Here is a 26,299-nt window from a genome sequence, read left to right as displayed (position 1 = left end):
TCGCCCATGCGGAGCCGGTACGACACCCCTCACCGACACCAGCGCCTTCGGCAGCGCGAACGGCCCCGCCCGGGCGCTGTTCCGGGTGGGGCCGGGCGGTCCGCAGCACGCGGCAGCCAGCAGCGCGGGTAAGGACGTGGTCCACGGTAGGGGGCACCACTGACAATCGAGGCACCCCTGCTCCGGCCCCCGGTTCCTCGCGAGTCGAGATTCCCGGCCTTGGAACGTCGGCGGTCGGGCAACGAGGGGGTTGATCTTGGCCCGGCACCGCCCTGCCGTAGTCTCGACGTGACCTGATCATCTGGAAGCCATGGCTCTGACACCGCTGTGGTGTGGGTCGTAGCTCACGAGAGACTTACGGGGAACCAATTGACGAAGCACAGGATCGCCGCCCGACTCGCCGCCATCGCCGCCGCCGGCGCTGTGGTGGCCGGTGGCACCCTGGCGCTGGCGCCGGCCGCATCCGCGGTGGGCTCCAGCGCCTGCACGAAGAATGTCGCTGACTACGACTCCCGGACGGACACCACGGTGAACTTCCGCACGGGCCCGGGGACCGGCTACACGGCAAAGGGCACGGTGAGTTACTACACCACGGTGCGCGTCACCTGTACCGCCAAGGGCGGCGCGTGGGCCTTTCTGAAGGTCACCGGTGGTGCGCACAAGGGCGAGACCGGCTGGATCGCCGACAAGTACCTTGCTGTGCCCATGCAGACGAGCTGACGACACAGCTGAACGGCCAGGCCCCGCAGGGGCCGGTGTGTGACCTCTTGTAAAGCCGGGCCCGGGCGAGAACTCTCCCCGGGCCCGCGGTGCGCACCGGCCCCCTGGGTTCCCGCAGCGTTCAGCGGGCTCGTCGAGGGCAGGCGAACACTGCAGGTCAGAGCTACAAGGAAGAGCGCGGAGTTGGGGGACCGTAAACCCCAACTCCGCGCTCCGGCTTTTCTGTTGATGTGACGTTGTAGCCGTCCGACGGTGCGAGGCTGGCGCGACAGGACGTTCGCGCCGCCGGACGGGGGTCGAAGGGGGAGGTGGGGGCGTTGGGACCGCGGCGGCGGCGACGGAGTTCCGGCCGGGCCTTCCTTCAGGTCAAGAAGGGGGCCGGGGCTCCTTACCACCGCACTGGCACGCTCGCCGCCGCGGTCCTCACGCTGTCCGTACCGCTGGCCACCCCTCATCCGGGCCCGCGGTGCGGACTGCGTACGGCTGCCGACCTCCCGTCGGTAGCCGTACGCGGTCTGGTGCTCAGTCCTCGCGGAGCGCGCGGACCGCTTCCTCGACGCGCTTGCCGTAGTCCGGGTCGGCGGCGTGGAAGTGGGCGAGGTTCTTCTCGATGACGTCCTCGCGGGAGACCTGGGACAGGCCGCCGGCGATGTTCGCCACGAGGCGGGACTTCTCCTCCTCCGACATCAGGCGGTACAGCTCGCCCGCCTGGAAGAAGTCGTCGTCCTTGACGTGGGCCGGGGCCGCGTGCGTGCCGGTGTACCCGGCGACGGCCAGCGGGGCGGACAGGGCGGCGTCGGTCTGGGCCGGGCCGGAGTACGAGTTGGGCTCGTAGTTCTTGTCGTGGCGCGAGCCGTTGCGGGTGGCCATGAGGCCGTCGCGGCCGTAGTTGTCGGCGACGGTCGCCTTGGGGGCGTTCACCGGCAGCTGGGTGTGGTTGACGCCGAGGCGGTAGCGGTGGGCGTCCGCGTAGGCGAAGAGGCGGCCCTGGAGCATCTTGTCCGGGGACGGGCCGATGCCGGGAACGAAGTTGTTCGGCGAGAACGCGGCCTGCTCGACCTCGGCGAAGACGTTGTCCGGGTTGCGGTCGAGGACCATGCGGCCCACGCGCTGCAGCGGGTAGTCGGCGTGCGGCCACACCTTGGTGAGGTCGAACGGGTTGAAGCGGTACTCCGCCGCCTCGGCCGCCGGCATGATCTGCACGTACAGGGTCCACGAGGGGTTCACACCGCGCTCGATGGCCTGGAGCAGGTCCGTCTGGTGCGAGTTGGCGTCCTTGCCGACCACCTCGGCGGCCTGGTCGGACGACAGGCAGCGGATGCCCTGGTTCGTCTTGAAGTGGTACTTGACGAAGAAGGCCTCGCCCTGGGCGTTCGTCCACTGGTAGGTGTGCGAGCCGTAGCCGTTCATGTGGCGGTACGAGGCCGGTATGCCGCGGTCGCCCATCAGCCAGGTGATCTGGTGCGTCGCCTCGGGGGCGTGCGCCCAGAAGTCCCAGACGTTGTCCGGCTCCTGCTTGCCCGTGAACGGGTCACGCTTCTGCGAGTGGATGAAGTCGGGGAACTTGATCGGGTCCTTGATGAAGAACACCGGGGTGTTGTTGCCGACGAGGTCGTAGTTGCCCTCCTCGGTGTAGAACTTCACCGCGAAGCCGCGCGGGTCGCGCACCGCGTCGGCGCCGCCGAGGGAGTCGGCGACGGTGGAGAAGCGGAGGAACAGCTCCGTGCGCTTGCCGACCTCGCCCAGGAAGTCCGCCTTGGTGTAGGCGGTGACGTCGTCGGTGACCACGAAGTAGCCGTACGCACCGGAGCCGCGGGCGTGCACGACACGCTCCGGGATGCGCTCACGGTTGAAGCGGGCGAGCTTCTCCAGCAGGTGCTGGTCCTGGAGGAGGAGCGGGCCACCGACGCCGGCGGTGGCGGAGTTCTGGTTGTCGGCGACGGGGGCGCCGGACTCGGTCGTAAGCACGCGCTTCGACATCGTGACCTTCCGATACGTACGGGAGCTGCTGGCGGTGCGAGGAGCGTAAGTACGCCCTCGAGCTCACGTCAACAGTTTGTTGAAAGTGAAGCTGTGGTGTTCCGGGCGGCGCCGTCGCCTGGGCGCGACAGGACAGGTGTCAGCGACGACACCGCCCGGAGATCTGGGGGAGCCGGAAGGCTCAGACCTGCGAGCCCGACAGGCGCTCGACGGCGCGCAGCAGCGCGGAGTGGTCCAGGCCGCCGTCACCCTGCGCGCGCAGGGAGGCGACGAGCTGGGCGACCACGGCGCCGACCGGGAGGGCCGCGCCGACGTTGCGGGCGGCGTCGGTCACGATGCCCATGTCCTTGTGGTGCAGGTCGATCCGGAAGCCGGGGGCGAAGTCCCGGTTCAGGAAGTTGTCCTTCTTGCGGGTCAGGACGGTCGAGCCGGCCAGACCGCCGTTGAGGACGTCCAGGGCGGCCTTGAGGTCCACGCCGGACTTCTCCAGGAAGACCACGGCCTCGGCGCACGCCTGGATGTTGACCGCGACGATCAGCTGGTTGGCGGCCTTCACCGTCTGGCCGGAGCCGTGCGGGCCGCACAGGACGATGGTCTTGCCCAGCGCTTCGAGGATCGGCAGCGCCGCGTCGAAGTCGGCCTGCTCGCCGCCGACCATGATCGACAGGACGGCCTCGATGGCACCGGCCTCACCACCGGACACCGGGGCGTCGAGCACCCGGATGCCCTTCCCGGCGGCGTTCTTCGCCAGGTCGACCGAGGTCTGCGGGGTGATCGAGGACATGTCGATCAGCAGGGCGCCCTGCTTGGCGTTCTCGAGGATGCCCTCGGGGCCGTACGCGATGGCCTCGACCTGCGGGGACGCGGGGACCATGGTGATGACCACGTCCGCGTCGGCGACCGCCTCGGCGATCGACTTCGCGGCCGTGCCGCCGGCCTTCGCCAGCCGGTCCAGCTTGTCCTGCTCCAGCGTGTAGCCGGTGACCGAGTAGCCGGCCTTCAGGAGGTTCTCGGACATGGGCGAGCCCATGATGCCGAGACCGATCCACGCGATCTTGGGGAGCGTGCTCATGAGGGTACCTCTCTCAAAGCTGTTGTACGTGAAGTCAGTTGGCCGCGCGCTGCGGCCGCGGAAGCCACTCGAAGCTCTCCGCGCTCGGGCGGTCGCCGGCCTTGTACTCGAGGCCGACCCAGCCCTCGTAACCGGCCTTCTTCAGGCGGTCGAGCAGCCCGGCGAGGTCGAGGTCGCCGGTGCCCGGCGCGCCACGGCCCGGGTTGTCGGCGATCTGGACGTGACCGGTCTTGGCGGTGTACTTCTCGATGACCTCGGGCAGGTCCTCGCCGTTCATCGACAGGTGGTAGAGGTCCAGCAGGAACTTGGCGTTGCCAAGACCCGTGGCCGCGTTGACCTTGTCGACGACCTCGATCGCGGCCGGGGCGCTCACCAGCGGGTAGCGCGGCGACTCCGGCTTGTTCAGCGCCTCGATCAGCAGGATCGCGCCGATCTGGTCGGCCGCGCGGGCCGCCAGGATCAGGTTCTCCAGGGCGAGCTCGTCCTGGGCGGCCGGGTCGACGCCGTCGACACGGTTGCCGTACAGGGCGTTGAGCGCCTTGCAGCCGACGGAGGCGGCGAAGTCCGCGGCCACGTCGATGTTGGCGCGGAAGCGGTCCGACTCCTCACCGGGGACGGACAGTGCGCCGCGGTCCGGACCGGGCAGCTGCCCGGCGTAGAAGTTCAGGCCGACCAGCTGGGTGCCGGCGTCGTCCAGAGCCTTCTTGAGGGCGTCGAGCTCGCTCTGGTCGGGCGTCGGCGTCTCGATCCAGGGCCACCAGAGCTCGACCGCGGTGAAGCCCGCCGCGGCGGCGGCCGCGGGACGCTCCAGGAGCGGGAGCTCGGTGAAGAGGATCGACAGGTTCACATTGAAGCGCTGGTCCGTGTATCCCATGAGGGGTTCGGCGCTCCTTCCGTATTGCGGAAGTTCGTTTCTGCTTAATGGAAGATTGCCTGGAGGGGGGGAGGACTGTCAAGAGCGCCCCGCAAAACGGCCGACAAAAAAGGCGCCTTCCGGGCGATGGCCCGAAAGGCGCCTCGACGGCTTGTACACCGCCACAACCTGCTACAACGCGTCGACGGCGCTCACCTTCCATCCCCCGGAGGTGCGCGCGAGGGTCATCCGCACCCGGTTGAGGTCGACGCGGGGCCCCGAGACCTGGGTGCTCGTGGTGACCTGGTTGACGAAGAGCAGCACGACCGCCCGGTCCGGCGACGCCGACACGACCGACACGGCCGGGTCACCACCGCCCGGTGGTGCCACCACCGTCGCCCGGACCACGCCCCGGTACTTCCGGGCGGTCGGCCCCACCACGCTCGTGGTCGTCCTGCGGTACTCGTCCCGGAACGAGCCGGTGAGATGCGCCCGGGCCGCCGCGAAGTCCCGGTCCAGATGCCGGTGGTCGTACGACAGGACGACGGGCGCCGCCCTCCGCGCGGCCTCGGCCGCCGCGGCCCGAGCCCGCTCGGTGGCGCGCCCGTCCCGGTGTTCCAGCGCCAGCACGGCCGCCGCGACCAGCCCCAGGACGACCATCAGCGCCAGCACGGCGCACACCACGCCACGCCGCCGCCCGGGGGCACCGGCGCGGGCGGACGCCTCCCCGTCCACGTCGGCGGCCGGATCGTCGGCGGCGCGCTTGTCCGTTGCCGGATCGTCCACGTCGGCGGCCCGATCGGCGTCCGCCCGGTCCGCCGCTGCCGGAGCGTCCGCGTCACCGCCCGGATCGTCCACGCGCGGATCGTCCCGTACGTCCGCCCGGTCCCGCCCCTCCCAGTCCGGGGCCTCCCAGTCGGGCTCCGGTGCCCCCGCACCGGGCGGGGGGTCCTCCGGGCGGAGGGTGCGGCCCGCCACGACGCCCACCACGGCGCTCCCGGAGTGCTCGGAGCTCCCGGAGTGCTCGGCGCGTTCGGCCCGCTTGGCCGCCGCCCGGGCGGCCGCGGGCAGGGAGCGGCGGGCGGGAGAACCCGCGCCGCCCCGGCCCCGAAGGCTGCTGTTCGCCATCACGTGTGTCCTTTCAGCCGACGAACTCGACGTCGGACGTCAGCCAGCGCCCGCCCTCGTGCACGAGGTCGAGCTGGAGCCGGTACGTACGCGTCTGCCCCTGCGGGGCGGCGGTGTTGGTGACCCTGCTGTCGGCGACCACCAGGACGCGGGCGGTGCGCTCGTCGGCGCGCGTGATGCCCGCCTCCAGCACCTGGCCCTCCGACACCGACTTGTTCGCGGCCACCAGCTTCGTCAGCTCGGCCGTCTGCGCCGCGAACTGTTCCTTGAAGTTCCCGGTGGCGCCCTTCAGCACGTTCGCGCTGTCCCGCGCGTAGTGCCGGTGGTCGAGCGAGGTGAAGTTGAGCGCCGACTGCCGGGCCGCGGCCAGGATGTCCTGGCGCCGCTGCTCGTCCGCGCGCTGCTCGTACACCCGCAGGCTCAGCCACCCGGACAGGGCGGTCACCACCACGGTCGCCACCGCCAGCGCCCCGGGCAGCGCCCTGCCGCGCCGGGCGGCCTTGCTCAGGCGCCGTGCCGCGCGGGAGAACGGCCCGCCTGTCATGCCATCGGTCCGACGAGCAGCCATTGCCACGAGTCCTTTCCGAACACACTCTGTTCGCCGCCCGTCGAGCCGATCTCGACGGGCGCTCCGTCCGGCCCGGCCGCCGTGCCGGTCTCCGGGTCGTACGGGGTGATGTAGGCGGCCGGGCCGGCGCTCCGGTCCGTACCACGGGAGCTCCCCGAGGGGCCGGGGGCGTTCTGGGCGCCGCGCACGGAGGTGGCGGCGCCGCGCGGGGCCGTGCAGCGCGCGCCGGTGTTGGCCGGCCGGTCGGCGGTGTCGGCCGGGTCGCGGCGCTGTGTCCCGTACCCCTGCCGGCACGGCGGGGGGTCGTCCTGGCCGGCGACCAGCCCGAAGTGAGTGGTGCCGTCGCCGGGGATGACGGTGTAGCTGCCCGCCACCACCACGGGGAAGGTGACCAGGGCCTGCTCCACGCCGGGCAGCCGGGCCACCGTGATCTGGCCGCCGCTGATCAGATTGCCGAGCAGGACCGGCAGGTGGGGCCGGGTCGACGTCAGGAGCGAGGTCACCTCCTGGGCGGCGGGCGCCCCGGCGCCGATCAGCCGCCGGATGTCGCCGTCGCTCGACTTCAGCTCGGCGGTGAGCGCCGCCAGGTCCCGCGAGAAGGACGTGATCGCCGAGCCCTTGTCGGCCTGCGTCTTGAGGACCGTCCGCGAGTCCTCGATCAGCGACACGGTCTGCGGGAGCGAGTCCGACGCCGACTCGACGAGCAGGTTCCCCGAGTCCACCAGCCTGGTCAGCTCCGGCCCCGTGCCGGAGAAGGCCTTGCCCAGCTCGTCCACCGTGATCCGGAGGTCGTCCTTGCCGACGGAGTTCACCAGCCGGTCCAGGCCGACGACCAGCTCCGTCGCGGGCAGCGGCAGCCGGGTGTCGCGGCGGGCGATGGTGGAGCCGTCCCCCAGAAAGGGGCCGCCCGAGCCGCGCGGCTGGAGGTCGACGTACTGCTCTCCGACCGCCGACCGGTTCGCCACCACCGCCAGCGTGTCCGCCGGGATGCGCGTCCCGTCCTCGATGTCCAGGGTCACCGTCACCCCGTCGCGGTCCGTCAGCCGCAGTTCGCCGACCCGGCCCACCGGGACCCCGCGGTAGGTGACCTCCGCGCCCTGGAAGACGCCCCCGGAGTCGGCGAAGTCGGCCTTCACCGTGTAGCCCCGGTCGAACAGCGCGTCGACCAGCCCTGTGTACTCGGCGCCGACGTACGACACGCCCACGGCGGTCACGGTGGCGAAGGCGACGAGCTGGGCCTTGACCGTACGGGTGATCACAGCAGCATCCCCTTCAGCATCAGCTCCGCGAGGGAGGGGTCGGTGCCGGGCGGGAAACCGTCCCGGTCCCCGGCGGACGCGGCCGGGTGCGCCACCGTGCACACCGGCGGGCAGAGCGGATCGCCGTCGTCCGATGGCCGGGACGGAGCCGTCGTCGGCGGAGCCGGCCGCGGAACGTCCGGGGCGTCCGGGACGTCCGGGGCCTTAGGCACTCCGGGCACCTCCGGCACGGGAAGGTCCGGGGTCCTGGGCAGCCCCGGCGTTTCCGGCAGACCGGGGACCGCCGGGGCCCCGGGCTTCGCCGGTTCGTCGCGGAGGTTGCCGTAGATGCTCGCCAGGTCCAGATCGGCGGTGATCCTGAGGTTGACGTAGTCGCCCTTGATGGCGTCCACGGCGTTGCGCGGGAACGGATACGTCGTCAGCAGCTCCAGGGCGTTCGGCAGATCGTCGCCCGCCTTGTTGAGCTGCTCCAGTACCGGCCGCAGGGCACGCAGATTGGCGACCACGTCGGCACGCGACGCGTTGATCACCTTCGTACCGGTCGTGCTCAGCGCCGACAGGGACGTGAGCATCGCCGTCAGCTTCCGCCGCTGGTCCGCCAGCACCTTCAGCGCCGGCGGTACGGTGTCGAGGGCGGACGTGATCGTCTTCTTCTCCGCCGCCAGCCGCCTGGAGAGCCGGTCGATGCCGTTCAGGGCACGGACGATCTCCGTACGCTGCGAGTCGAGCCCGCCGATGAAGGTGTCCAGCTCGCCCAGCAGCGCCTTGACCCGGTTCTCCCGCCCCTCCAGGGCTTTGTTGAGTTCCGTGGTGATGGTCTTGAGCTGGGCGACCCCGCCGCCGTTGAGCAGCGCGGACAGTGCGGACAGCACCTCCTCGATCTCCGGGTTGCGGCCGCTGCGGGACAGCGGGATCCGCGCCCCGTCCTTCAGCCGCCCGGCCGGCGCCGCGTCCACGGGGGCCGACAGTGCCACGTACTTCTCCCCGAGCATGCTGGTCTGCCGCAGCTCGGCGACCGCGTTGCCCGGTAGCTTCACCGAGTCGTCGATGCGCAGCCGCACCCGCGCGTGCCAGCCGTCCAGCTCGACCTTCTCGACCGCGCCGACGGTCACGTTGTTCACCTTCACCGCCGACTGCGGCACCAGGTCCAGGACGTCCCGGAACTCGACGGTCACCTGGTAGGCGTCGCCGCCGGCGGCCGCGCCGCCCGGCAGGCCCACGTCGTACAGCCCGTCGAAGCCGCTGCCCGAGCAGCCCGTCAGCAGCAGGGAACCGGCCGCCGACCACACCACGGCGCTCACACGGAGGGTCCTCATGCGTCCTCCTCCAGGATTCCGCCCAGCGTCCGGTCGACCGGTCCGGTCCCGGCGGCCGGGGCCGTCGGTGGTGACCCGAGCGGGGGAAGCGAGGCGAACAGCCTCCTCAGCTCCTCGCAGTCCGCCGCCCTCGCCTCGCCCGTCGTACTGAGGAGGGAGCACAGCAACGAGGCCGGGTCCTGCGGCTGGTCGGGGTTGTTGCGGGTGTCGAGCGTCCCGGCCGACGGGTTGTAGGCGTTCTGCAGGTTCGACAGGCCAGTCGGTGCCACCTCCAGTACTTCCGCCAGCGCGGCGCGCTGCGTCACCAGCACCTTGGTGACCTTGGCGAGTCCCGCCACGTTCGACGACAGCGACTTCTTGTTGGCGCGTACGAACTCGGACACGTCCGCCAGGGCCACGCCCAGGTGCCGCAGCGCCGCCGCCAGGTCCTTCCGCTCGGCCGCGAGCTGAGCGGCCACCGTCGCGAGGCTGTCGTTGAACCCCCGGACGCTTTTGTCGTCGGCGGCCAGCGCCGCCGTGAACACCTGGAGATTGCGGACCGTCCCGAACAGGTCCTGCCGCCCGTCGGACAGCGTCGTCACCGCCAGGGACAGGTCCTCCACCGTCCGGTGCAGGTTCTCCCCCTGCCCTTCGAGGTTGTCCGCGCTCACGCCCAGCAGCCGGGACAGCGAACCGTCCTTGTTCGCGCCGCGCGGGCCGAGCGCCTCCGAGGTGGTGTGCAGGCTGTCGAAGACCCGGTCCAGTTCGACCGGCACGGCCGTCCTCTCCTCCGGGATGACGTCGCCGTCGCGCAGCCGCGCGCCACCCTTGTACACCGGCAGGAGCTGGAGGTAACGGTCGCTGACGACCGACGAGTTGATGATGGCCGCCTTGGCGTCCGCCGGGACGTCGCGGCCGGAGTCGTACTCCAGCGTCACCCGGACCCGCTTCCCCTGCGGGGTGATCTCCGTGACCTCACCGATCCGCACGCCCAGCACCCGCACGTCGGAGCCCGGGTAAATGCCGACCGTACGCGGGAAGTACGCGGTGACGCGGACGGGCTCCGACTCGGGCCACAGCACCACGGCGCCCGTGGCGACGACCGCGAGGGCGACGGCGGTGGCGATCAGCCGACGTGCCTTCCCGACGTTCATGGCCTTCACGGCCTTGACGGCCTTCCCGGCGTCCATGGCCTTCACGGCCTTCCCGGCCTTCATGACGTACCTCCCGTGCGCGGGACCACCGGGGCGGCGACCATGTTCTGGATGTAGCTGTCGAACCAGCGGCCGTTGCCGAGGGTGTTGGTGAAGACCCGGACGTACGGGGCCATCAGCTTGATCGAGCGGTCGAGGCTCGCCTGGTTGCGTTCGAGCATCGCCACCACCTGGTTCAGGCCCTTGAGCGCGGGGCCGATCTCCTTGTTGTTGTCCTTGACCAGGCCGGACAGCTGAATCCCCAGCGCCGCCGAGCTCTTGAGCAGCGCGTGGATCGCCGCCCGCCGGTTCGCGATCTCGGTGAACAGCTTGTCGCCGTCCTTGACCAGCGCCTGGAACTCGCCCGACCGCTCGGCGAGCACCCCGCTGACCCCCCTGGCGTGGGCAAGGAGTTCCCGCAGCGCCTGGTCGCGGGAGGCGACCGTACGGGAGATCCTCGACAGGCCCTGGATGGAGGCCCGCACCTCGGCGGGGGAGTCCTCGAACGTCGTCGAGATGGTGTCCAGGGCCGTCGCCAGCTGCTCGGTATCAACCTGCTCGGTCGTGGTGGTCAGGTCGCTGAAGGCCGTCACGACGTCGTACGCGGGTGTCGTCCGGTTCAGCGGTATCTCACTGCCCGGTGCCAGCTGCCCCGGCCCCTTGGGCTCCAGCGCCAGGTACTTGGCGCCCAGGATCGTCTTGATGCGGATCGCCGCCCCCGTCCTCGTACCGAACGCGGGGTCGCCCTTCACCCGGAACACCACCTTGACGTGGTCGCCGTCCAGGTCCACCTCGTCGACCTTGCCGACCTTCACCCCGGCGATGCGCACCTCGTCGCCGGGTTTGAGCCCGCCCGCCTCGGAGAAGGCCGCGCTGTACGTGTCGCCGTCGCCGATCAGCGGCAGGCTGTCGGCGTTGAACGCGGCGGCGGTCAGCAGTGCGAGCGCGGTCAGACCGACCGCGCCGATGGTGACCGGGTTCCGGTCACGGAACGGGATCATGCGGGGTTTCACGCGGGGTTTCATGCGCACCTCGCCCGGGCGACGTGGAACTCGGGGGTGATGACTTCCTCGGTCTTGGGCAGCACGATCCGGCCGTCGAAGTCGCAGAGGTAGAAGTTGAACCAGGAGCCGTACGAGGCGGTCCCCGTCAGCTTGTTCAGCTTGTTCGGCAGCCGCTTCAGCACGCCCTCCACGGTCTTCTCGTTCTCGTTCAGCGTTGCGGTGAGCTCGGTCAGCTCCGCGATGTCGGCCTTCAGCGGCGGCCGGACGTCCTGGAGCAGGCCCGACGTGGCCTCGGTGAGGTTGTTGATGTTCACCAGCGACTCCCCGATGGGCTTGCGGTCCGCCGACAGCCCCGAGATCACCCGCTGGAGCTGCTCGATCAGCCCCGAGAAGCGAGCTCCGCGCTGGTCGAGCGTCGCCAGCACGGTGTTGAGGTTGTCGATGACCGAACCGATCAGCTGGTCCCGGTCGGCGAGCGTGGTGGTCAGCGACGCGGTGTGGGCGAGGAGGCTGTTGACCGTGCCGCCCTCTCCCTGGAGCGTCTTGACGATCTCGGTGGCGAGCTGGTTGACGTCCTTGGGGCTGAGCGCGGCGAACAGCGGCTTGAAACCGTTCAGCAGCGCGTTCAGGTCGAGGGCGGGCTGGGTGCGCGACAACGGGATCGTCCCGCCGGGCGGCAGCCGGGTGCCGTCACCGGTGCCTTCCGTCAGCGCGATGTACCGCTGCCCGACCAGGCTGCGGTACCGGATGACCGCACCGGTGCCGGCGAGCAGCGGCCGGTCCTCGGTGACCGTGAAGGTCACCTCCGCCAGCGTCCGGTCTTTGATGGCGATCTCCTCCACCTCACCGACCCGCACGCCCGCCACCCGGATGTCGTCACCCTCCTCCAGGCTGGTCACATCGCTGAAGACGGCCCTGTAGGTGTGTTCCGGCGTGAAGGAGATGCTGACGATGGTGGCCGCGAGCAGTGTGGTCGCGAGAATCGTCACCACCGCGAAGACGCCGAACTTGACCAGCGGTGCCGCGGTGCTCCGCGCGCTCTTCGTACGGCTCATGCGACGCTCACCGCCGTCCCCCGCGCCATCGGCCCGAACAGCAGCGTCGCCACCGCCGGCACCTCGTCGGCCGGTACACCCATGACGGGCGCGACGAGTGAACCCACGGCCCGCTGCTCGGCCGCCGTGGCGGACGACTGGTGTGCGGTCGCCCCGCCTGCCGTCACGTCCCGCGTGCCGTCGTTCAGCTTGGTGTGCCCGGCGGGGACACCGGGGCCGGGGAGCCCTCTGCAGTTCGGGCCGGAGCGATCCGCGTAGCGCGGCTCCTCGCCCGGCTCGTAACCCGGGCGCGGACGGACGATTTCCAGGGTGATGCGCATTTCTCCGCCTCTGAAGGTCTCTTCCGCCGCCTCCTCCTGCCGCACCAGGCCCTTGAGCAGGCACGGGTACTCCGGCGCGTACCGGGCGAACAGCGCCAGCGTGGGCCGGGAGACACGGCCCAGGGTGATGAGCCGTTCGCCGTTGTCGTCGAGGAAGCCGTCGGCGGTGCGGGACATGGTCGCCGTGGAGGTGAACAGGGCGGCGAGCTGGTCCTGCTTCTCGACGAGGGTGCGGCTGGTGGTGACGGTGTTGCGCAGGATCTTCATCAGATCGGGCGCGGCGTCTCCGTACACCTCGGCCACATCGGCGAACCGGGAGATGTTCTCCTTGATGGACGGCATGTGCGGGTTCAGCCGGCTCAGGTAGTCCTCGACGCGTACGAGGTTGTCGCCGATCCGGTCGCCCCGGCCCTCCAGGGCGGTGGCGAACGCGGAGAGCGTGGCGTTGAGCTCGGCGGGCTTCACCGTCCGCAGCAACGGCAGCAGGTCGTTCATCAACTGCTGCACCTCCATGCCGACCGTGGTGCGGTCCTGGCTGATGACGTCACCGGCGCGGATGGCGCGCGCCGTCGAGCCGGGAGGGGGGACGAGGTCGACGTACTTCTCGCCGAACAGCGTCTTGGGCAGCAGCCGTGCCCGTACATCGACCGGGATGCGCGAGACGTGCTCCGGCTTCAGCGCGATGTCGAGAGTGGCCTTCTCGCCGTCCGCCCGCACGTCGCGCACCTCGCCGACCAGCAGCCCGCGCAGTTTCACGTCGGCGCGTGGCTCCAGCTGGTTGCCGAGCGTGCCGGCCTCCAGCGTGATGCGTACGACGGAGGTGAACACCTGCTGGTAGACGGCGACGGACAGCGAGAGCAGCAGGGCGAGGGCGGCGAGGAAGACGATCCCGTACAGCCGCAGTTTCACAGGTGTGCGCATCGGCCCCTACCCCGCAATCCGTACGGTCGTGCCGGCGCCCCAGATCGCCAGGCTGAGGAAGAAGTCCAGGACATTGATGGCGACGATGGACGTCCGCACGCCCCGGCCCACCGCGACGCCGACACCGGCCGGGCCGCCGCTCGCGTAGTAGCCGTAGTAGCAGTGCACCAGGATGATCACGACGGCGAAGACGATCACCTTGCCGAAGGACCACAACACGTCCACCGGTGGCAGGTACTGCTGGAAGTAGTGGTCGTACGTGCCGGCCGACTGGCCGTAGTAGCCGGTGGTGATGGTGCGGGCGGCGAAGTACGAGGACAGCAGCCCGACCACGTACAGCGGGATCACCGCCACGAAGCCGGCGATCATCCGGGTCGTCACCAGGAACGGCAGCGAGGGGACGCCCATCACCTCCAGCGCGTCCGTCTCCTCGCTGATCCGCATCGCGCCCAGCTGGGCGGTGAACCCGGCCCCCACGGTCGCCGACAGCGCGAGCCCGGCCACCAGCGGCGCGATCTCCCGGGTGTTGAAGTACGCCGAGAGGAACGCCACGAAGTTCGACGTGCCGAGCTGGTTCAGCGCGGCGTACCCCTGGAGTCCGACCTCCGTGCCGGTGAAGAAGCACAGGAACGCGATGACGCCGACCGTTCCGCCGACCACGGCGAGTGCGCCGCGCCCGAAGCTCACCTCGGCCAGCAGCCTGAGGACCTCCTTCTTGTAGCGGCGCAGGGTGCGCCCGGTCCAGGCCAGCGAGCGGCCGTAGAAGACGAGTTGGGTGCCCAGTTCCTCCAGGCGGTGCAACAAGGCCATGCGTCGTCACCCCCTCTGCGGAACGACTTGGAAGTACACGGCGGTCATCACGAAGTTCGTCACGAACAGCAACATGAAGGTGATCACCACGGACTGGTTGACGGCGTCGCCGACGCCCTTCGGACCGCCCTTCGCCGTCAGCCCCTTGTACGAGGCGACGATCGCCGAGATCGCGCCGAAGACCAGGGCCTTGATCTCGGCCGCCCACAGGTCGGAGATCTGGGCGAGGGAGGTGAAGGAGGCGAGGTACGCGCCGGGCGTGCCGTTCTGGAGCACGACGTTGAAGAAGTAGCCGCCGGCCACACCGACGACCGAGACGAGGCCGTTGAGGAGGACCGCCACGAGCATCGACGCCAGGACTCTGGGGACCACCAGCCGGTGAATGGGATCGATACCCAGCACCTGCATGGCGTCGATCTCCTCGCGGATCTTGCGCGCCCCGAGGTCGGCGCAGATCGCCGTGCCGCCCGCACCCGCGATCAGCAGCGCGGTGACGATGGGCGACGCCTCGCGCAGCACGGCGAGCACCGAGGCGGCGCCCGAGAACGACTGGGCGCCGAGCTGCCGGGTCAGGCTGCCGATCTGCAGCGCGATGACCGCGCCGAACGGGATGGAGACCAGGGCGGTCGGCAGGATGGTCACGCTCGCGATGAACCAGGCCTGCTGGATGAACTCCCGCACCTGGAACGGCCGCCGGGGGAGCGTGCGCAGCACGTCCAGGGCCATCGCGAAGAGGCTGCCGGACTGGCGCAGGGCGCCGATGGGGGAGAGGCTCATGCGCGGGGCTCCCTCTCGTGCTCGGCGGCACGCTCGGCCTCGCGTTCCGGCTCGCGTTCCGCTTCCGGCTCGCGTTCCGCTTCCGGCTCGCGTTCCGCTTCCCCTTCGGCCGCACGCTCGGCGGAACGCTTCGCCTTGGCTTCGGCGGCGCGTTCGGCCTCAGGTTCCGCTTCGCGCTCGGCGATCGCCTGCCAGCGGGGCGGGCGGGTGATCCCGGCGGTCGGTAGCAGGCGAGGCGTGACGGGCGCTGCGACGGAGCGGTCGTCGAGCTCGGCCAGCTCCTGCGCGACCTGCGCGGCGTCCTTCTCCTCCGCCATGCCGATCGGCCCTTGCATCCGGCCGTTGAGGAACTGGCGGACCACCGGTTCGTCGCTGGTCAGCAGCTTCTCGCGGGGCCCGAACATCACCAGCTCGCGGCGGAACAGCAGCCCGATGTTGTCCGGGACCTGGCGGGCGGAGGCGATGTCGTGCGTGACGATCAGGAAGGTCGCGTCGATCTGGGCGTTGAGGTCGACGATCAGTTGGTTCAGGTACGCCACGCGCACCGGGTCGAGCCCCGAGTCCGGCTCGTCGAACAGGATGATCTCCGGATCGAGGACCAGCGCCCGGGCCAGACCGGCCCGCTTGCGCATACCGCCGGATATCTCGCCGGGCAGCTTCTCCTCGGCGCCGATCAGCCCGACCATGTCCATCTTCTCGAGGACGATCCGCCGGACCTCGCTCTCCGGTTTGCGGGTGTGTTCGCGCAGCGGGAAGGCGATGTTGTCGTAAAGGTTCATCGACCCGAACAGCGCGCCGTCCTGGAAGAGGACACCGAAGAGCTTCCGCACCTCGTACAGGTCGTGCTCGCGGAGCGTGGTGATGTCCTGGCCGGCGATCACGATCGACCCCCGCTCGGGCTTCAGCAGCCCGACGAGCGTCTTGAGGAACACCGACTTGCCCGTGCCCGAGGGGCCGAGCATGACCGAGATCTCCCCGGCGGGCAGTGTCAGTGAGACGTCCTGCCAGATGACCTGGTGGCCGAAGGACTTCGTCAGTCCTTCCACACAGATCTCGACACCCATCCGGTTCACCCTTCAGCCGTGGAGCAGCTCCGACATCTGCTCTACGGGGAGGGCCGGTCGGTCCGTCGCGCGGATCCGAAGATTTTTCACGGGGACGAAACAGCGGCGTCACCGGCCCGCAGCCGGCGTACGGCCGGGGCGGGGCGGGGCCGTGCAGGTCGTGCCCGCAGAGGTCGGCGGCGTCGGAAGGCCTCCCAAGACCCATGCCCAAGGCCGCCGGCCTTGAGGAGACGAGCCCGGAGGGGCCGCGCCCCACCCGCACCGGCCGGAGCCGCCGGGCGGTCAGGAGGCCGGCAACGCGGAGTCGCCGGGCAGCGCCTCGGGAGCCTCGGGCCCGTTCGGCACCCGGGGTGTCTCCCGCACCTGGGGGACGTCCGGAACCTCCGGAACCTCCGGTACCTCCGTGACGTCCGGGACGTCCGTGATGTCCGGGACATCCAGGATCTTCGGGGCTTCCGGGATACCGGCGACCTCGGGCACCTTCGAGACCGTCGGAAGTGCCGGGACCTGCGGCACCTGCGGGACCTCCCCGACCGGCGGAACGTCCGCGCTGGGGAGCGGGGGCAGCGAAGGCAGCGGTGGCAGTGCCGGGAGTGCGGGCTCCGGAAGGAGCGGGCCCGTCGACGGGCCGCCGCCCCACGGGACCCGCGCGACCCGATCCGGGCCCGGGGCGCCGGTTCGGGCGGACGGCAGCGGGTGGGTGCCGTCATTGGGGCGTACGTCGGTGGCCCCGGAGGTGACCGGCGGCGAGGGGGAGGGCTCGTCCTGGGACCAGTCGTGGGCGTACGGCGCCACGAGCCCGGCCACGGCCAGCGTCGCCGCCGTCGAGGCCGCGGCCACCACATGGGCGTTGCCCGCGCCGCGCGGGCGGCCGCGCCCGCACAGCCACAGGAGCAGGGCCAGCGTGGCCGCGAGCGAGTTGCGCAGCGTGCGCCGGGCCCGGGCCAGCAGGGACTCGACCGTGCGGTAGCTCAGGCCCATCTTGCGGGCGACCTGTCCGACGTCCAGGTCCTCGGACTTGAGCCACAGCGCCTCGGCCTGCCGGGCGGGCAGCTCGCCGCTCCGCCGGGCCAGCCACGTCGCCTCGGCCCGGTCGCAGACCAGCTCGTCGACCGGCGCGGGGCCGGGCGGGACCAGCGCGGCGACCCGGCCGGGGTCGGCCTCGCGGCGGACCTGCCGGTGGCGGTCGACGCACAGCCGCATGGTGACCGTCGTCAGCCAGGCACCGAGGCGCTCGTCGTCGAGGTGCGGCTGCTCGGCGGCCCGCAGCATCGCCTCGTGCACGGCGTCCTCGGCGTCCTCCGGGCTCAGGGACCTGCGCCGGGCCACCTTGAGCAGGTCCTCGCGGTGGCTCCACGCCCGCTGCCACCGGTCGTCGTCCGACGGTGCATGCATGTCCGTAGCCATGAGGGCCCCTTCGTGCTCACCCGCCGACCCCTGACGCCTGCGGGGAGCGCGACATTACCGCCCGGTATCCGGAGTTGTGGAGGGGGCGACAGCCATCGAGTCCTTACCGTTGCCCACAGGCCCACCAGGCAGGACGACTTCGACATCCGGAACCGGAAGGGTGGGTTCCGAAGGCGTTCCGGGCCGCGTCGGCGAACCCGAGGGCGAGGGCGAGGGCGAGGTCGAGGGCGGAGCCGGTGAGGAGGAAGGAGGGGGCGTGGACGCGGGCTCGCGCGACGGCGCGGGGGAGGGCGGGGCACCGCGCCCGTCGTCACCCGAACCGGCCGGGCGGGCGGGCGCCCCGGACGGCGAGGGATCCGGCCCCACCACTGCCGCTGCCGCCGCCGGATCCGGCACCACCCGGTGGCCTTCCAGGAAGTACGCGAACCAGGCCCGGACCGTGCGCAGGTAGGCGGCGGAGTGGTTGTAGGCGAGGATCGCCCGGTCCAGCTCGTAGGGGACGGAGAGGTCCCGTCCGTCCGCGCACAGGTAACGCCCGGCCGCCAGCGCGGCGTCGTGGACGTTTCCGGGATCGGCGACGCCGTCACCGTTGGCGTCGGCGCCCCAGACCGCCCAGGTCGAGGGAATGAACTGCATGGGCCCGACGGCCCTGTCGTACACCGCGTCCCCGTCGAAGGCGCCGCCGTCCGTGTCCCTGATCAGCGCGAACCCGTTGCCGTCCAGGCGCGGCCCCAGGATGGGCGTCAGGCTCGTACCGTCCGCGCCCACCCGGCCGCCGCGGGCGTGCCCCGACTCCACCTGGCCGATCGCCGCCAGCAGCTGCCAGCGCAGACCGCAGGCGGGCGAGCTGTCCGCCAGCCTCTCCTCCGCCTGTTGGTAGGCCGCGAACACGGTGGCCGGCAGCGCGCCACCGCCGGTCGCCGCGTTCCGCCGGGCCGCCGCGTGCGCCTTCCCCGCCGCACGCCCCTTCTCCGCCGCGTCCCCGCCCGGCGTCCGCAACGGCGGCAGCTCCGTGCGGTAGGGCGAGCCGCCGGAGACACCCGCACTCGGTGCGGCCGGGGGCTCGTTCCCGGCCGCCGAGGCCGCCGCCCCCGGCGCCTGCGACGCGGTCAGCGCCGCCATCGCCGCCGCTGCGGCCACCGCTCCCCGTACCGCCTTGACCCTGTCCGCTGCTTTCGCGGCGTTTTTCATGGTGTACGCCCCTCCCTGTCGATCTGCTCGATCTGCGCGACCGTCCTGTCACCTCCTCTACGGGCCGGTGGCCCCCGTCCGTCGCACGCGGGTGGCGCGATTGCATACCGTGGGGGCATGCAGCGACTGAGAGTGGAGTTCACGACAGAGCCCTTCGACCTGGACGAGGCACCGGCCCACGCGGTGGTGGCCCGTGAGGTCATCCAGGCGGCCGATCTGGACGCCGTGGACGTGGGTCCGTTCGGCAACACGGCCGAAGGCGGCGCGGACGCGGTGCTCACCGCGGTCGACGCCCTCCTCCGCCAGGCTCTGGGCGCGGGTGCCACCCGGGTCTCGCTGCAGGTCAACGTGATCGGCGAGGCCGGGTACGCCGGGACGGCGGGAGGGGACGAGAAGTGACCGAGCCGGGAGATCACCCTCTGGTCAGCGCGGTGAAGCCGCTGGTCGACGCGATGGGCGCCCAGATACTGGGGCCGGAGCAGGCCACGGCCGACGACGTCGTCCTGGCCTGGGAGGGCGAGGACGTTCTCGCCGTACGGCTGCCGCAGCTGGCGGACTCGCTCGACCACATCCTGGCGGCGATGGAGCGGCGGCACGGGAAGCCGCTGGCCGAGCTGGACCGCAAGACCAAGCAGGCCGTCGTGCGGAGCCTGGAGGCGCGCGGCGCGTTCTCCGTCCGTCACGGTGTCGAGACGGTCGCGGGCGCCCTCGGGGTCAGCCGGTTCACCGTGTACAACTACCTGAACCGCGAGAATGCGGCCAAGAGTGAGTAGGTGACCACGTTGCGCAGTCGGCCGCCGTCCGTATGCCGGGACGGCGGCTTTTGTGTCACCGAAGTTTCAACAAAGTGTTGACGACACGTTGGGCGAGGGCGTTAGCTATCCGCAGCCCGTCCAAGCACAGCAAAATCAGCCACGGAGGCTCCCGTGACGTCGAGTACACAGCGCCTTTCGGGGGAGACCCCCGAACCCCCCGCGGGCCTCACACGGTTCAACACCGCCACGGACGGCGACGCGCTCGCCGCCCTGCACGAGGTGTGCGCCAGCTCGGCGTGGGGGAGCAAGCTGCTCGCCCAGCGCCCGTACGCCACCACCGAGGCCCTCCTCCTCGCCAGTGACGCCGCCATGGCGGAACTGACGGCGGAGGACCTGGCCGAGGCGATGGCGGGGCACCCGCCGATCGGCCGCCCGAAGCCCGGTGACCCGACCTCCTCCCGCGAGCAGAGCGGGATGGCCGGCGCCTCCGAGGACCTCAAGGCGGAAATGCTCGAACTGAACCTGGCCTACCAGGACAAGTTCGGGCACGTCTTCCTGATCTGCGCCACCGGCAGGACCGGTGAGCAGATGCGCGACGCGGTCCGGACCCGGATCGGGAACTCGCCCGAACAGGAGCGGGAGATCGTCCGCACCGAACTGGGCAAGATCAACCGCATCCGGCTGACCCGTCTCGCAGAGGAAGAGAGCGCCGCATGAGCACGGAAACCACCGCATCGGTGTCCACCCACATCCTGGACACCAGCATCGGCCGCCCCGCCGAGGGTGTCGCCATCTCCCTGTCGGCCCGCAGCGGGTCCGGCGCGCAGTGGTTGGCTCTCGGCGGCTCGGCGACCGACGCGGACGGGCGCTGCAAGGACCTGCCGGCCCTGCCGGAAGGAACCACCCACGTACGTCTCGACTTCGAGACCGAGGCGTACTTCACGCGTTCGAACAAGACAGTGAAGCAAGCCGAGGCGCAGCAGGACGCCCCCCGCGTAAGGGACAGCGGCGCGTTCTTCCCGGAGGTGGCGATCACGTTCGCCGTCGTACCGGGCGAGCACTATCACGTACCGCTGCTGCTCAACCCGTTCGGCTACTCCGTTTACCGAGGGAGCTAGCAGACACATGCCCACGATTCTCGGCCAGAACCAGTACGGCAAAGCAGAGAACCGCGTCGTCAAGATCACGCGGGACGGCGACACCCACCACATCAAGGACCTGAACGTCTCGGTCGCCCTCTCCGGCGACATGGACGACGTCCACTACTCCGGCTCGAACGCCAACGTCCTGCCGACCGACACCACCAAGAACACGGTGTACGCGTTCGCCAAGGAGTACGGCATCGAGTCCGCCGAGCAGTTCGGCATCCACCTCGCCCGTCACTTCGTGACGTCGCAGGAGCCGATCCACCGGGCGCGCATCCGCATCGAGGAGTACGCCTGGGAGCGCATCGAGACCTCCGACGCCAACTCCAAGTTCATCGGCGCCGACGAGGTCAAGCACTCCTTCGTCCGCAAGGGCCAGGAGACCCGCGTGTCGGAGATCACCTACGACGGTGAGAACTGGCAGGTCATCTCCGGTCTGAAGGACCTGGTCGTCATGAACTCCACCAACTCGGAGTTCTGGGGGTACGTGAAGGACAAGTACACGACCCTCCAGGAGGCGTACGACCGCATCCTGGCCACCCAGGTCTCCGGCCGCTGGCGGTTCAACTGGACCGACGACGAGCAGCGGATGCCCAACTGGGAGAAGTCCTACGAGCAGGTCAAGAAGCACATGCTCCAGGCCTTCGCGGAGACGTACTCCCTGTCGCTGCAGCAGACGCTGTACCAGATGGGCGCGCGCATCATCAACAACCGGTCGGAGATCGATGAGGTGCGCTTCTCCCTGCCGAACAAGCACCACTTCCTGGTCGACCTCGAGCCGTTCGGGCTGAAGAACGACAACGAGGTCTACTTCGCGGCGGACCGCCCCTACGGCCTCATCGAGGCCACCATCCTCCGGGACGGTGTGGAGCCGCGGATCCCGGTCGACATGACCAACCTCTGACGCCGGCGAGTGAGGTGAAGGGGCGCTGACGGAGCCGACGGGGAGAACGCGCGAAGGCCGCGAGCAAAGAGCTGCCGCGCACGATCGACCGTCGGCACCGGGTCGAGCGCCCCGGAGCCGGACGAGCCAGACAAAGGTACCGATGACCGCCCCGCCCGCCCTCACCAAGGGCGGGGCGGCACCGGACCGGAGGGACCAGCAATGGCACAGCCTGCAAAGGGGCCGGCAGCAGAAGGCCCGTGTTCCACCCCACCGGAGAAGATCACCTGTCACCCGGTGGACGAAAAGCTCCCCTTCTCGCGGCTCGTCCCCGCCGCGCTCCAGCACATCGCCGCCATGTACGCGGGCGTGGTCACCCCTCCGCTCATCATCGGCCAGGCCGTCGGCCTGGACGCCGCCGGGATGACCCGGCTCATCGCGGCGAGCCTGCTCATCGCCGGCCTCGCCACGATCCTCCAGACCATCGGCGTCACGAACTTCGCCGGCAACCGGCTGCCGTTCGTCAACGCCGCCTCCTCCGCCGGTATCGCGCCGATGCTCGCCATCGCCGAGACCAGCGGCCCCGGCCGGCAACTGCCCGCGATCTACGGCGCGGTCATGGTCGCCGGCGTGTTCTGCCTCGCCGTCGGGCCCTTCTTCGGCAGGCTCCTCCGCTTCTTCCCACCGCTGGTCACCGGCGTCGTCATCACCCTGATCGGGGTGACCCTGATGCCCGTACCGGTGTCCTGGGCACAGGGCGGCGACGCCCACGCCGCCGACTTCGGCGCCACGAAGTACCTCGCCCTCGCCGCCTTCACGCTCGTCGTGATCCTGCTCTTCCAGCGCTTCGGCCGCGGCTTCGTCAAGCAGATCGCCCTGCTGCTGGGACTGTTCATCGGCACGCTCGCCGCGATCCCCTTCGGCATGGCCGACTTCGCCACGCTGAAAGAGGCGCCCGTCGCCGCCCTGCCCTCGCCCTTCGCCTTCGGAGCCCCCGAGTTCCAGCCCGCCGCGATCCTCTCCCTCTGCATCGTGATGCTGGTCCTGATGACCGAGTCCAGCGCCGGAATGCTCGCCCTCGGCGAGATCTGCGAACGCCGCACCGACGGCAGGACCATCACCCGAGGTCTGCGCACGGACGGCATCGCCACCCTGGTCGGCCCCGTCTTCGGCGGGTTCCCCACCTCGGCCTTCGCCCAGAACGTCGGCGTCGTCTCCCTCACCCGGGTACGCAGCCGCTACGTCGTCGCGGTCGCCGGCGGCGCGCTCCTGGTCCTCGGGATCTTCCCGGTGCTCGGCGCCGTCGTCTCGCTCGTCCCGATGCCCGTCCTCGGCGGCGCCGGTATCGTCCTCTTCGGCTCGATCGCGGTCAGCGGCATCCGTACGCTCTCCGAGGCCGGGCTCGACGACAGCTCCAACATCATCCTGGTGGCCGTCGCCCTCGGAGCGGGCATCATCCCGCTCGCCGCGCCCACCTTCTACGCACAGTTCCCGGCCTGGGCACAGACCGTCCTCGGCTCCGGGATCAGCGCCGGAGCGCTCGTCGCGGTCCTGCTCAACCTGTTCTTCCACCATCTCGGCACCCGGAGCCGTCACACGGTCCCGGCACTCAAATCCTCCTAGGGTCCTGCCGTGCCCTCATCGCCACTGCCATCGAAAGAAGAAGGAAGCACCATGGCACCTTCGGCAGCCCAGACCGCTACCCAGCGCATCGTGATCGAGAACTGTGCGATCGCGACCGTCGACGCCAACGACACCGAGTACGCCTCGGGTCACCTCGTCATCGCGGACAACAGGATCGAGTCGATCGGAGCAGGCAAGGCCCCCGAGGGCCTGGAGAACGTGGTCCGGCGCATCGACGCGACCGGCCACCTCGTCACCCCCGGCCTGATCAACACGCACCACCACTTCTACCAGTGGATCACCCGTGGTCTGGCCACCGACCACAACCTCTTCAACTGGCTCGTCGCCCTCTACCCGACGTGGGCGCGGATCGACGAGCAGATGGGGTACTCGGCGGCCCAGGGCTCCCTCGCCATGATGGCCCGCGGCGGCGTCACCACCGCCATGGACCACCACTACGTCTACCCGAAGGGCTCCGGCGACCTGTCCGGCGCCATCATCAAGGCCGCGTCCGAGATGGGTGTCCGCTTCACCCTCGCCCGTGGCTCCATGGACCGCAGCGAGAAGGACGGCGGCCTGCCGCCGGACTTCGCCGTCGAAACCCTCGAGGGCGCCCTCGCCGCCACCGAGGAGACCGTCAAGAAGCACCACGACGCCTCCTTCGACGCCATGACCCAGGTCGCCGTCGCCCCCTGCTCCCCCTTCTCCGTCTCCACCGAACTGCTCAAGCAGGGCGCCGAGCTGGCCCGCCGCCTCGGCGTCCGCCTGCACACCCACGGCTCGGAGACCGTCGAGGAGGAACAGTTCTGCAAGGAACTGTTCGGCATGGGCCCGACCGACTACTTCGAGTCCACCGGCTGGCTCGGCGAGGACGTGTGGATGGCCCACTGCGTCCACATGAACGACTCCGACATCGAGGCCTTCGCCCGGACGAAGACCGGTGTCGCCCACTGCCCGTCGTCCAACGCCCGCCTCGCCGCCGGCATCGCCCGCGTACCCGACATGCTCAAGGCCGGCGTGCCCGTGGGCCTCGGCGTCGACGGCACCGCCTCCAACGAGTCCGGTGAGCTCCACACCGAGCTGCGCAACGCCCTGCTGATCAACCGGCTCAACCGCGAGCACCGCGAGGCGGCCCTGAACGCCCGTCAGGCCCTGCGCCTGGGCACGTTCGGTGGCGCCCAGGTCCTCGGCCGGGCCTCCCAGATCGGCTCCCTGGAGGAGGGCAAGCTCGCCGACCTGGTGCTGTGGAAGCTGGACACGCTCGCCCACGCCTCCATCGCCGACCCGGTGACCGCCCTCGTCTTCGGCGCGGCGGCCCCGGTCACCGCGTCGTTCGTCAACGGCAAGCAGATCGTCGAGAACAACCGCCTGCTGACGGTCGACGAGGACGCCATCGCGCGCTCCACCCGGGACGAGGCCCAGCGCCTCGCCCGTATCGCCGCCCAGGGCTGACCCCCTGCGGCGCACATCGCCGGCCCGCGCCTGACGCGGGTGGGCGATCCACGAAGTCCGGTCGAGGGGGACGGCCCTCGACCGGTCGCCGTGGACCCGAGCGGGGTCCGCGGCAGCCGGACCGGGGGGTGCGGTACCGCAATGAGGTACGCACCCCCCGGAACGGTGAAGGGTGTCGGCATCCCATACGACACACCCCCCGGGCGCAACACCTGCAGCACCTCCCTGAAACCCACGTCTCCCAGCACGTGTAACCGACCGGAGGAACCCACGTGGCCGCCAAGCCCAGGTTTCGCAACGACGAAGACGCCACCGACGCAGGAGCCGCCCCGGCGGACCGGAAGCATCCGGTCGACGAGACGCTCCCGCCCCTGAAGATGTTCACCAGCGGCCTGCAGCACGTGGCCGCGATGTACGCGGGTGTGGTGGCCCCGCCCCTGATCGTCGGAGCCGCCGTAGGGCTCTCCGGAACCGAACTCACCTTCCTCACCGGCGCGAGCCTGTTCACCGCGGGCCTCGCCACCTTCCTGCAGACCCTCGGCATCTGGAAGATCGGCGCCAGACTGCCGTTCGTCAACGGCGTCACCTTCGCCGGTGTCGCCCCGATGCTCGCCATCGTCGACACCACCGACGACAAGGCCGACGCACTCCCGGTCATCTTCGGCGCGATCATCGTCGCCGGTCTGCTGGGCTTCATCGCCGCCCCCTACTTCAGCAAACTGGTGCGGTTCTTCCCCCCGGTCGTCACCGGCACCGTCATCACCCTCATCGGCGTCTCCCTGCTGCCCGTCGCCTTCGGCTGGGCCCAGGGCCCCAATCCGGCCGCCGACGACTACGGCTCGACCACCTACCTCACGCTCGCGGCGATCACGCTCGTCCTGGTCCTGGTGCTGCGGCGGTTCACCCGCGGCTTCGTCAAGCAGGTCGCCGTCCTGATCGGCCTCGTCCTCGGCACGCTCATCGCCATACCCTTCGGCGTCACCGACTTCAGCGCGGTCACCGAGGCGGACATCGTCGGCTTCCCGACGCCGTTCCACTTCGGCGCCCCGCAGTTCGCCCTCGCCGCGATCATCTCCATGTGCGTGGTGATGCTCGTGTCCATGACCGAGTCGACCGCCGACATGCTGGCGCTCGGCGAGATCGTCGAACGACCCGCCGACGAGAAGACCATCGCGGCCGGCCTGCGCGCCGACACCCTCGGCTCCGCCATCAGCCCGCTGTTCAACGGCTTCATGTGCAGCGCCTTCGCCCAGAACATCGGGCTCGTCGCCATGACCAGGATCCGCAGCCGGTTCGTGGTCGCGGCGGGCGGTGGGTTCCTGGTCCTGATGGGCCTGTCCCCGGTCGCGGCCTCCCTGATCTCGGTCGTCCCGCGCCCGGTGCTCGGCGGCGCGGGTGTCGTCCTCTTCGGCTCGGTCGCGGCCAGCGGTATCCAGACCCTGGTCAAGGCCGGTCTGGAGAAGGACAACAACGTCCTGATCGTGGCCGTCTCGCTGGCGGTGGGCATCATCCCGATCACGGCGCCCGAGTTCTACCACGCCTTCCCGGAGACCGCGAAGATCATTCTGGACTCCGGCATCTCCACCGGTTGTGTGGCCGCCGTCCTGCTGAACCTGGTCTTCAACCACCTGGGCAACGGCGGCCGCGACGCCGACGAGGTCACCGCCCCGATGGAACCGGGCGAGGAAATCTCCGAAACCCGCGCCGGCAAGACGGCCCCGGTGCACTGACGCACCGGGCCGACCGGGGGGGGGGGGGGGGGGGGGGGGGGGGGGGGGGGTGCGGGGGGGGGGGGGGGGGGTGTGTGGGGCGGGGACCCCTATG

25 protein-coding genes are annotated in these 26,299 nt (G+C 70.7%); 9 read left to right on the top strand and 16 right to left on the bottom strand.

Annotated features, from left to right (window positions below):
* Positions 1–369 precede the first annotated feature (369 nt).
* The gene (locus ACZ6C1_RS08530; protein WP_469239006.1) at positions 370–720 is read left to right on the top strand and encodes an SH3 domain-containing protein; all 351 of its coding nucleotides are present in this window, start codon (positions 370–372) and stop codon (positions 718–720) included.
* 522 nt (positions 721–1,242) lie between these two features.
* On the opposite strand, the gene ACZ6C1_RS08525 is transcribed toward ACZ6C1_RS08530, so the two are convergent.
* The 16 genes from ACZ6C1_RS08525 to ACZ6C1_RS08450 form a co-directional block, all read right to left on the bottom strand.
* Complete coding sequence (locus tag ACZ6C1_RS08525) at positions 1,243–2,700, bottom strand: catalase (RefSeq protein ID WP_469239004.1); 1,458 nt, start codon at positions 2,698–2,700, stop codon at positions 1,243–1,245.
* Between the two features lie 181 nt (positions 2,701–2,881).
* Complete coding sequence (locus ACZ6C1_RS08520; RefSeq protein ID WP_469239003.1) at positions 2,882–3,772, bottom strand: 2-hydroxy-3-oxopropionate reductase; 891 nt, start codon at positions 3,770–3,772, stop codon at positions 2,882–2,884.
* A gap of 34 nt (positions 3,773–3,806) precedes the next feature.
* Entirely contained in the window at positions 3,807–4,646 is an 840-nt protein-coding gene (locus ACZ6C1_RS08515) for a TIM barrel protein (RefSeq protein WP_469239001.1), read from the bottom strand.
* Between the two features lie 171 nt (positions 4,647–4,817).
* Positions 4,818–5,753 carry a hypothetical protein gene (locus tag ACZ6C1_RS08510; RefSeq protein WP_469238999.1) on the bottom strand — a complete coding sequence of 312 codons (936 nt, stop codon included), beginning with the start codon at positions 5,751–5,753 and terminating at the stop codon, positions 4,818–4,820.
* Between the two features lie 13 nt (positions 5,754–5,766).
* Positions 5,767–6,297, bottom strand: coding sequence for a hypothetical protein (locus tag ACZ6C1_RS08505; RefSeq protein WP_469238997.1), 531 nt, complete (start codon positions 6,295–6,297; stop codon positions 5,767–5,769).
* Positions 6,294–7,580 (bottom strand): MCE family protein, encoded by a 1,287-nt coding sequence (locus ACZ6C1_RS08500; protein WP_469238996.1) that lies wholly within the window; start codon positions 7,578–7,580, stop codon positions 6,294–6,296. Before ACZ6C1_RS08500 ends, ACZ6C1_RS08505 begins: the two co-directional genes overlap by 4 nt.
* On the bottom strand, positions 7,577–8,896 hold the full coding sequence (locus tag ACZ6C1_RS08495; protein WP_469238994.1) for an MCE family protein: 1,320 nt from the start codon (positions 8,894–8,896) through the stop codon (positions 7,577–7,579). The genes ACZ6C1_RS08500 and ACZ6C1_RS08495 overlap by 4 nt, the downstream gene beginning before the upstream one ends.
* Positions 8,893–10,029 (bottom strand): MCE family protein, encoded by a 1,137-nt coding sequence (locus ACZ6C1_RS08490; protein ID WP_469239104.1) that lies wholly within the window; start codon positions 10,027–10,029, stop codon positions 8,893–8,895. Before ACZ6C1_RS08490 ends, ACZ6C1_RS08495 begins: the two co-directional genes overlap by 4 nt.
* 59 nt (positions 10,030–10,088) lie before the next feature.
* Positions 10,089–11,069 (bottom strand): MCE family protein, encoded by a 981-nt coding sequence (locus ACZ6C1_RS08485; protein ID WP_469238992.1) that lies wholly within the window; start codon positions 11,067–11,069, stop codon positions 10,089–10,091.
* 20 nt (positions 11,070–11,089) lie between these two features.
* Complete coding sequence (locus ACZ6C1_RS08480; RefSeq protein ID WP_469238990.1) at positions 11,090–12,127, bottom strand: MCE family protein; 1,038 nt, start codon at positions 12,125–12,127, stop codon at positions 11,090–11,092.
* Positions 12,124–13,368 (bottom strand): MCE family protein, encoded by a 1,245-nt coding sequence (locus ACZ6C1_RS08475; RefSeq protein WP_469238989.1) that lies wholly within the window; start codon positions 13,366–13,368, stop codon positions 12,124–12,126. Before ACZ6C1_RS08475 ends, ACZ6C1_RS08480 begins: the two co-directional genes overlap by 4 nt.
* Before the next feature lie 6 nt (positions 13,369–13,374).
* A complete protein-coding gene (locus tag ACZ6C1_RS08470) occupies positions 13,375–14,178 on the bottom strand; it encodes an MlaE family ABC transporter permease (protein ID WP_469238987.1) in 804 nt (267 codons plus the stop codon).
* Positions 14,179–14,184: 6 nt separating this feature from the next.
* On the bottom strand, positions 14,185–14,955 hold the full coding sequence (locus ACZ6C1_RS08465) for an MlaE family ABC transporter permease (protein WP_469238985.1): 771 nt from the start codon (positions 14,953–14,955) through the stop codon (positions 14,185–14,187).
* Positions 14,952–16,019 (bottom strand): ABC transporter ATP-binding protein, encoded by a 1,068-nt coding sequence (locus ACZ6C1_RS08460; RefSeq protein ID WP_469238983.1) that lies wholly within the window; start codon positions 16,017–16,019, stop codon positions 14,952–14,954. The genes ACZ6C1_RS08465 and ACZ6C1_RS08460 overlap by 4 nt, the downstream gene beginning before the upstream one ends.
* Before the next feature lie 282 nt (positions 16,020–16,301).
* Positions 16,302–17,426, bottom strand: a complete 1,125-nt coding sequence (locus ACZ6C1_RS08455) for an RNA polymerase sigma factor (protein ID WP_469238981.1) — start codon at positions 17,424–17,426, stop codon at positions 16,302–16,304.
* A 54-nt stretch (positions 17,427–17,480) separates the two neighbouring features.
* A complete protein-coding gene (locus tag ACZ6C1_RS08450) occupies positions 17,481–18,617 on the bottom strand; it encodes a lytic transglycosylase domain-containing protein (protein ID WP_469238978.1) in 1,137 nt (378 codons plus the stop codon).
* Positions 18,618–18,734: 117 nt separating this feature from the next.
* Here ACZ6C1_RS08450 and ACZ6C1_RS08445 point away from each other — a divergent pair, with 117 nt between their 5' ends.
* The 8 genes from ACZ6C1_RS08445 to ACZ6C1_RS08410 all read left to right on the top strand — a co-directional run bounded on the left by ACZ6C1_RS08445 (position 18,735) and on the right by ACZ6C1_RS08410 (position 26,205).
* Positions 18,735–19,016, top strand: a complete 282-nt coding sequence (locus tag ACZ6C1_RS08445; protein WP_469238976.1) for a YkoF family thiamine-binding protein — start codon at positions 18,735–18,737, stop codon at positions 19,014–19,016.
* Positions 19,013–19,390 carry a helix-turn-helix domain-containing protein gene (locus ACZ6C1_RS08440; protein ID WP_469238974.1) on the top strand — a complete coding sequence of 126 codons (378 nt, stop codon included), beginning with the start codon at positions 19,013–19,015 and terminating at the stop codon, positions 19,388–19,390. The genes ACZ6C1_RS08445 and ACZ6C1_RS08440 overlap by 4 nt, the downstream gene beginning before the upstream one ends.
* A 153-nt stretch (positions 19,391–19,543) precedes the next feature.
* Positions 19,544–20,089 carry a 2-oxo-4-hydroxy-4-carboxy-5-ureidoimidazoline decarboxylase gene (gene uraD / locus ACZ6C1_RS08435; protein ID WP_469238972.1) on the top strand — a complete coding sequence of 182 codons (546 nt, stop codon included), beginning with the start codon at positions 19,544–19,546 and terminating at the stop codon, positions 20,087–20,089.
* Entirely contained in the window at positions 20,086–20,490 is a 405-nt protein-coding gene (uraH, locus tag ACZ6C1_RS08430) for a hydroxyisourate hydrolase (protein WP_469238970.1), read from the top strand. The genes uraD and uraH overlap by 4 nt, the downstream gene beginning before the upstream one ends.
* A gap of 7 nt (positions 20,491–20,497) precedes the next feature.
* The gene (pucL, locus tag ACZ6C1_RS08425) at positions 20,498–21,421 is read left to right on the top strand and encodes a factor-independent urate hydroxylase (protein ID WP_469238968.1); all 924 of its coding nucleotides are present in this window, start codon (positions 20,498–20,500) and stop codon (positions 21,419–21,421) included.
* 201 nt (positions 21,422–21,622) lie between these two features.
* Positions 21,623–23,023, top strand: coding sequence for a nucleobase:cation symporter-2 family protein (locus ACZ6C1_RS08420; RefSeq protein WP_469238966.1), 1,401 nt, complete (start codon positions 21,623–21,625; stop codon positions 23,021–23,023).
* Between the two features lie 51 nt (positions 23,024–23,074).
* Positions 23,075–24,475: an 8-oxoguanine deaminase gene (locus ACZ6C1_RS08415; protein WP_469238965.1), complete on the top strand. Its 1,401-nt coding sequence runs from the start codon at positions 23,075–23,077 to the stop codon at positions 24,473–24,475.
* Positions 24,476–24,747: 272 nt separating this feature from the next.
* Positions 24,748–26,205: a nucleobase:cation symporter-2 family protein gene (locus ACZ6C1_RS08410; protein ID WP_469238964.1), complete on the top strand. Its 1,458-nt coding sequence runs from the start codon at positions 24,748–24,750 to the stop codon at positions 26,203–26,205.
* The last annotated feature ends 94 nt before the right edge of the window (positions 26,206–26,299 follow it).

Source organism: Streptomyces sp. NPDC041796, from assembly GCF_055590785.1.
The sequence above is the reverse complement of the archived record's forward strand: the minus strand, read 5'-3'. Positions and strand labels throughout refer to the sequence as shown.

Bases quoted from the DNA above. Each gene is read 5' to 3' on its own strand.
- ACZ6C1_RS08525 (WP_469239004.1), bottom strand. From the start codon at position 2,700: ATGTCGAAGCGCGTGCTTACGACCGAGTCCGGCGCCCCCGTCGCCGAC.
- ACZ6C1_RS08520 (WP_469239003.1), bottom strand. From the start codon at position 3,772: ATGAGCACGCTCCCCAAGATCGCGTGGATCGGTCTCGGCATCATGGGC.
- ACZ6C1_RS08515 (WP_469239001.1), bottom strand. From the start codon at position 4,646: ATGGGATACACGGACCAGCGCTTCAATGTGAACCTGTCGATCCTCTTC.
- ACZ6C1_RS08510 (WP_469238999.1), bottom strand. From the start codon at position 5,753: ATGGCGAACAGCAGCCTTCGGGGCCGGGGCGGCGCGGGTTCTCCCGCC.
- ACZ6C1_RS08505 (WP_469238997.1), bottom strand. From the start codon at position 6,297: ATGACAGGCGGGCCGTTCTCCCGCGCGGCACGGCGCCTGAGCAAGGCC.
- ACZ6C1_RS08495 (WP_469238994.1), bottom strand. From the start codon at position 8,896: ATGAGGACCCTCCGTGTGAGCGCCGTGGTGTGGTCGGCGGCCGGTTCC.
- ACZ6C1_RS08490 (WP_469239104.1), bottom strand. From the start codon at position 10,029: ATGAACGTCGGGAAGGCACGTCGGCTGATCGCCACCGCCGTCGCCCTC.
- ACZ6C1_RS08485 (WP_469238992.1), bottom strand. From the start codon at position 11,069: ATGATCCCGTTCCGTGACCGGAACCCGGTCACCATCGGCGCGGTCGGT.
- ACZ6C1_RS08480 (WP_469238990.1), bottom strand. From the start codon at position 12,127: ATGAGCCGTACGAAGAGCGCGCGGAGCACCGCGGCACCGCTGGTCAAG.
- ACZ6C1_RS08475 (WP_469238989.1), bottom strand. From the start codon at position 13,368: ATGCGCACACCTGTGAAACTGCGGCTGTACGGGATCGTCTTCCTCGCC.
- ACZ6C1_RS08470 (WP_469238987.1), bottom strand. From the start codon at position 14,178: ATGGCCTTGTTGCACCGCCTGGAGGAACTGGGCACCCAACTCGTCTTC.
- ACZ6C1_RS08465 (WP_469238985.1), bottom strand. From the start codon at position 14,955: ATGAGCCTCTCCCCCATCGGCGCCCTGCGCCAGTCCGGCAGCCTCTTC.
- ACZ6C1_RS08460 (WP_469238983.1), bottom strand. From the start codon at position 16,019: ATGGGTGTCGAGATCTGTGTGGAAGGACTGACGAAGTCCTTCGGCCAC.
- ACZ6C1_RS08455 (WP_469238981.1), bottom strand. From the start codon at position 17,426: ATGGCTACGGACATGCATGCACCGTCGGACGACGACCGGTGGCAGCGG.
- ACZ6C1_RS08450 (WP_469238978.1), bottom strand. From the start codon at position 18,617: ATGAAAAACGCCGCGAAAGCAGCGGACAGGGTCAAGGCGGTACGGGGA.
- ACZ6C1_RS08445 (WP_469238976.1), top strand. From the start codon at position 18,735: ATGCAGCGACTGAGAGTGGAGTTCACGACAGAGCCCTTCGACCTGGAC.
- uraH (WP_469238970.1), top strand. From the start codon at position 20,086: ATGAGCACGGAAACCACCGCATCGGTGTCCACCCACATCCTGGACACC.
- pucL (WP_469238968.1), top strand. From the start codon at position 20,498: ATGCCCACGATTCTCGGCCAGAACCAGTACGGCAAAGCAGAGAACCGC.
- ACZ6C1_RS08420 (WP_469238966.1), top strand. From the start codon at position 21,623: ATGGCACAGCCTGCAAAGGGGCCGGCAGCAGAAGGCCCGTGTTCCACC.
- ACZ6C1_RS08415 (WP_469238965.1), top strand. From the start codon at position 23,075: ATGGCACCTTCGGCAGCCCAGACCGCTACCCAGCGCATCGTGATCGAG.